Source organism: Arthrobacter sp. H20, assembly GCF_000520515.1.
Classification (GTDB): domain Bacteria; phylum Actinomycetota; class Actinomycetes; order Actinomycetales; family Micrococcaceae; genus Arthrobacter_D.
In genome coordinates, this window is record NZ_KI914757.1 from 1 (window position 1) to 4,983 (window position 4,983).

General features: G+C 65.2%; 5 protein-coding genes. All 5 read left to right on the forward strand.

Translation table 11 applies throughout. From position 1 onward, the window contains the following. A partial coding sequence (locus Y703_RS20345) for a glutathione S-transferase C-terminal domain-containing protein (RefSeq protein WP_253908082.1) occupies positions 1 to 855 on the forward strand: 855 nt, incomplete at its 5' end. 248 nt (positions 856 to 1,103) lie between these two features. After that, positions 1,104 to 2,159 (forward strand): FecCD family ABC transporter permease, encoded by a 1,056-nt coding sequence (locus Y703_RS0115575; protein ID WP_026553450.1) that lies wholly within the window; start codon positions 1,104 to 1,106, stop codon positions 2,157 to 2,159. Between the two features lie 137 nt (positions 2,160 to 2,296). Next, entirely contained in the window at positions 2,297 to 3,244 is a 948-nt protein-coding gene (locus Y703_RS20350; protein WP_035765590.1) for a FecCD family ABC transporter permease, read from the forward strand. Between the two features lies 1 nt (position 3,245). After that, on the forward strand, positions 3,246 to 4,133 hold the full coding sequence (locus tag Y703_RS0115585) for an ABC transporter ATP-binding protein (protein ID WP_026553451.1): 888 nt from the start codon (positions 3,246 to 3,248) through the stop codon (positions 4,131 to 4,133). After that, positions 4,130 to 4,983 (forward strand): siderophore-interacting protein (locus Y703_RS20355; RefSeq protein WP_051427663.1); only part of this gene is annotated, 854 nt, incomplete at its 3' end. The genes Y703_RS0115585 and Y703_RS20355, both read left to right, overlap by 4 nt.

Sequence of the window (4,983 nt, forward strand, 5' to 3'; positions counted from 1 at the left end):
CAACTCCAATGCCCTCGCCAAATAAACCATGAATCAAGTCTGACAAACAATCAGCCCCAAAGGAATCAACGACACGCTACACTAGGCACTCCTGGACCCACCCATGACAAGCGGTCCTGGACCTTCGACCTCGACCCGGACGGCCGCGATCCGGTCTTGGGCATCGAGCGGTTGCAGGAGGCGTTCTTCAAACGGGATCCCGAGTATCCCCGCGGTATCACGGTCCCGGCGATCGTCGACGTGCCCACGGGTGCGGTAGTAACCAATGACTTCCCGCAAGTCACCCTGGACTTCGCCACCGAGTGGAAGGACTTCCACCGCGAGGGCGCCCCCGATCTGTACCCGGAGCAGCTCCGCGCCGAGATCGATGAGGTGAGCAAGCGGATTTTCACCGAGGTCAATAACGGCGTGTACCGCTGCGGATTCGCCGGTTCGCAGGAAGCCTACAACGAGGCGTACGACCGCCTGTTCACAGCTCTTGACTGGCTCGAAGAACGGCTCAGCCATCAGCGGTTCCTGGTAGGGGACACCATCACCGACGCCGATGTGCGGCTTTTCACCACGCTGGTGCGTTTTGACGCCGTCTACCACGGGCACTTCAAGTGCAACCGCAACAAGCTGACCGGAATGCCAGCGCTGTGGGGCTACGCCAGGGATCTGTTCCAGACCCCAGGTTTCGGTGACACAGTTGACTTCGATCAGATCAAAGATCACTACTACATCGTTCACGAGGACATCAATCCCACGGGGATTGTGCCCAAGGGCCCAGATTTGTCCAACTGGCACGCTGAGCACGGCAGGGAACGTCTCGGCGGTCGCCCGTTCGGTCACGGAACGCCTCCGGCCGCAGCCTGACTCGTCGGTAGCATCGTCCGCGAAACCCCGCCCGTACCGGACCCCCCGGTTTCTGGGCGGGGTTTCGGCGTGTTGGGGCGACACGCCGAACTACCGGCGACGACGGCGGCAGGTGGGGAAACCTGCACGCCGTGGGGGATCCTGCGCCCACCGCCGGAGCGCAATTAGGGAACAGAACCGTTTCCTAATAGAGGTAACCGTAGGCTAGCCTTACTTCTGTCCGGGGTTTGTCGGTAGGGAGGTGCGTGATGGCAGTCGAGACTGCACCACCCCCTTCCCCGGGCGCACCGACCGCTTCGATCAGGACCCGGGCACAGCGCCGGGTCCCGAAGCTGATCGCATCAGTGGTAGTTCTCGCCCTGATCTGTGCCGCGTCGCTAGCCTTCGGCTCGCGACCCATCAGCTTCGACGTTCTGGTTGCAGCACTGACTGACTTCGACCCAGGCGACGGCGACCATGCGGTGGTCCACTCCCGGATTCCCCGCACGGTGACCGGCCTGATGGTTGGAGCTGCCCTCGGCCTCGCGGGCGCCGCTATGCAGGGTGTGGCCCGGAACCCGTTGGCCGACCCGGGCATTCTCGGTGTCAACGCCGGTGCGGCGCTCGCCGTCGTCACTGGCATCTACGTGTTCGGGGTAGCCGACGTGACCGGCTACATCTGGTTCGCGTTTGCTGGCGCTGCGTTCGCCGCCATCGTGGTCTATGCCATCGCCAGCCTCGGCAGGGAAGGCGCCACCCCAATCAAACTCGCCCTTGCCGGAGCTGCATTGTCCGCCGGATTGGGCAGCCTGATGAATGCGGTACTGGTGTCCAGCCAGGAAACGCTTGATCGGTTCCGGTTCTGGCAGGTGGGCACCGTGTCGGGTCGGGGCTGGGACGTACTGCTGCCGGTCCTGCCTTTCCTGGTCGTCGGTATCCTGCTGACCCTCCTGACTGGCAAAGCGCTCAATAGTCTTTCCCTCGGCGACGATATCGCCAAAGGGCTAGGCCAAAACGTGGCTGTCGCCCGAGGCGTCGCCGCACTTGGAATTGTCATTCTCTGCGGTGCGGCGACCGCAGCAGCAGGGCCCATCGCGTTCGTTGGCCTGGTAATTCCGCACATGGTGCGGGTGCTCACCGGCCCTGACTACCGGTGGATCCTGCCGTTCTCGGTGGTCCTCGCACCCGTCCTCCTGATCGGCGCAGATATTGTCGGGCGGTTGATCCTGCCACCGGGTGAGGTGCAGGTGGGCATCATGACCGCCGTCATTGGTGCGCCGGTGTTCATCTGGCTGGTCCGACGTCGGAAGCTGGCCCAGCTGTGAGCCTCAACACCGGGCGGCCTACTGCCGCCGCGGCGGCAGTCACCAGCCCAACGTCCTGCACCCCAGAGGCCATTCTTCGTAGTGGCCGGCACCGCCAAACGGCCCGACGCCGCCTGGTGATCGGGACGCTCGCCGGGATGACCGTTATGCTCTTCGCGATCACAGTCCTGTTGGGCACCTACACGGTGACTATCCCCGACTTCGTCAGGATCCTCGGTGGCGCGGATATTCCCGGTGCCACCTTCATCGTGATGGAGAACAAGCTTCCCCGCGCCGTGATCGCCGTCCTCATCGGGGTGGCCTTCGGCCTGGCGGGAACCATCTTCCAGACCATGCTCCGCAACCCGCTCGCCAGCCCCGACATCATCGGTATCAGCTACGGCGCCAGCGCCTCAGCAGTCGCCGCTATAGTGCTCTTCGGCGCCGCTGGCGTCACCGTTTCCCTTTCAGCCCTGATCGGTGCGCTCGCCGTTGCAGCGGCCATCTACCTGCTCTCCCGCCGCGGATCGGTGGCGGGTTACCGGCTGATTCTCGTGGGGATCGGATTCGCCGCGGTCATGCACGCAGTGGTCAGCTTCTTGCTGACCCGCACCGACATCCGAACCGCTTCGGACGCCCTGGTCTGGCTCAATGGCTCCCTAAACTCCAGCAACTGGAACCGCGCCACCATCCTGGCGCTCGCCCTCCTCTTGCTGGTCCCCGCGGCTGCGGTCCTGTCGCGGGGGCTGCGCGGCCTGGAATTGGGCGACGACACCGCGGCGGGCCTGGGTCTGCGGGTGGAGCCTTCGCGGCTGGGCCTGATCACCGTGGGGGTCGCACTCGCCGCCGTCGCGACGGCCGCTGCCGGCCCCGTAGCGTTTGTTGCCTTCCTGGCCGGCCCGATCGCCCGCCGACTGGTCAAGGGTGCCGTGTCACTGACCGCCTCGGCGCTGGTTGGCGCTGTTATTGTCCTTGCCGCAGATTTCGTGGCGGCCACCATGATTCCCGGCGTGTCTTTGCCGGTCGGGGTGGTGACGGGCGTCCTTGGCGCCCCGTTCCTCCTCTGGCTGCTCGTGACCGCTAACCGCTCAGGCCAGGGAGGCTGATATGGCGCTTGCAGCCAGCGAACTGACACTCGCGTACGATGACCGCACAGTGGTCCAGGACCTCACCATCGAACTACTGACCGGCAAGGTCACTGTGATCGTTGGCCCCAACGCCTGCGGCAAGTCCACCCTGTTGCGGGGCCTGGCCCGCCTGCTTAAACCGACGGCCGGCGTCGTCAGCCTCGACGGCAAGGACATCCACTCGCTGTCCACCCGTGCCGTCGCGCGCACGCTGGGCCTGCTGCCGCAGACGCCGGTGGCCCCTGACGGCATCACCGTTGCAGACCTGGTAGGGCGTGGCCGCTACCCGCATCAGGGCTGGTTCCGCCAATGGACTGACGACGACGACGCTGCGGTCGCCTCAGCCCTCGAGGCGACCGACACCCTCGAACTCGTCGACCGGTTTGTCGACGAATTGTCCGGCGGGCAACGGCAACGTGTCTGGATTGCCATGGCCCTGGCGCAGCAGACCGACATTCTGCTGCTGGATGAGCCGACTACCTTTCTGGATGTCACCCACCAGGTGGAGGTGCTTGATCTCATCACCGACCTGAACCGGCGCGACGGCACCACGGTCGCCATTGTGCTCCACGACCTCGACCTCGCTGCGCGTTACGCCGATCATCTGATCGCCATGAAGGACGGCCGGATTGCCGCTCAGGGCCGCCCTGCCAACGTGGTGACCGAGGAAACAGTCACTTCAGTCTTCGGACTGCAATGCCGTGTGATCCCTGACCCAGTGTCCGGCACACCCATGGTGGTGCCGGTTGGCCGGCACCACTGTGACACCGGTTCCACTTCCGCATCATCCGAAACGACCGCTGGTCAGGGGTTCCTGCCAAACCCGCAGGACACGCTGTACCCGCCCCAGCTGGAGGAAGCATCATGACCGAGGTCAGTAACCGTGCCAGCCGGCAGGCTCAGCGCGCGCCGCGCGCCGAAGCCGCCATCTCGGCAGTGACCGCTTTCGACGTCGTCGTCACCCGGGTGCAGCGCCTCAGCGACAACTTCCAGCGCATCACCTTCGGCGGGTCCTGCCTGCAGGACTTCGGAGTGCAGGGACAGTCACTCGACCTGCGCATCAAGGTGATGATTCCCGCTTCTCGGGACGACGACGCCCCCCGGCTGGACCTGCGTGCACTACTTGAGTCTCCGGCCGAGGGCTCCGGGTGGTACCAGCAGTGGCTCGCCCTGGACCCCGCCGAGCGCGGATCCATGCGGACCTACACGGTGCGCGAAACCCGGTGCGCTAGTGATCAGCCTGAGATTGACGTTGACTTCGTGATGCACTTCGATGCTGAAGGGAACGGCGGACCAGCCTCACTCTGGGCCGCGGCCGCCACCCCCGGCGACCGGATCTGGTTGATCGGTCCGAACGTCAACGCCGCCACCTGCACCACGGCAGGCTCCTACGGCGGTATTGAATGGCGCCCGGGGCTCGCACAGCACGTTCTGCTGGCTGGGGACGAGACCGCAGCGCCGGCCATCAGCGCCATCCTCGAGTCCCTGCCTGCCGACGTCGGTGGGCATGCGTTCCTTGAGGTACCGGTCGCAGCGGACTTCCAGCAGGTAGTGACCAATTCATCGGTAGAGATCACATGGCTGGCCCGGGGGCAGCGACCCCACGGCGAGCTCCTTGATGCGGCTGTCCGCAATGCCGTTCGTGTGCCCGGCTGGGTGTCCCTGGCCGCGCCATTTGCCGTCGGGGTGGATGCCAGCTCTCCCGCCGGATTGACCCT

Bases quoted from the DNA above. Each gene is read 5' to 3' on its own strand.
- Y703_RS20350 (WP_035765590.1), top strand. From the start codon at position 2,297: ATGACCGTTATGCTCTTCGCGATCACAGTCCTGTTGGGCACCTACACG.
- Y703_RS0115585 (WP_026553451.1), top strand. From the start codon at position 3,246: ATGGCGCTTGCAGCCAGCGAACTGACACTCGCGTACGATGACCGCACA.
- Y703_RS0115575 (WP_026553450.1), top strand. From the start codon at position 1,104: ATGGCAGTCGAGACTGCACCACCCCCTTCCCCGGGCGCACCGACCGCT.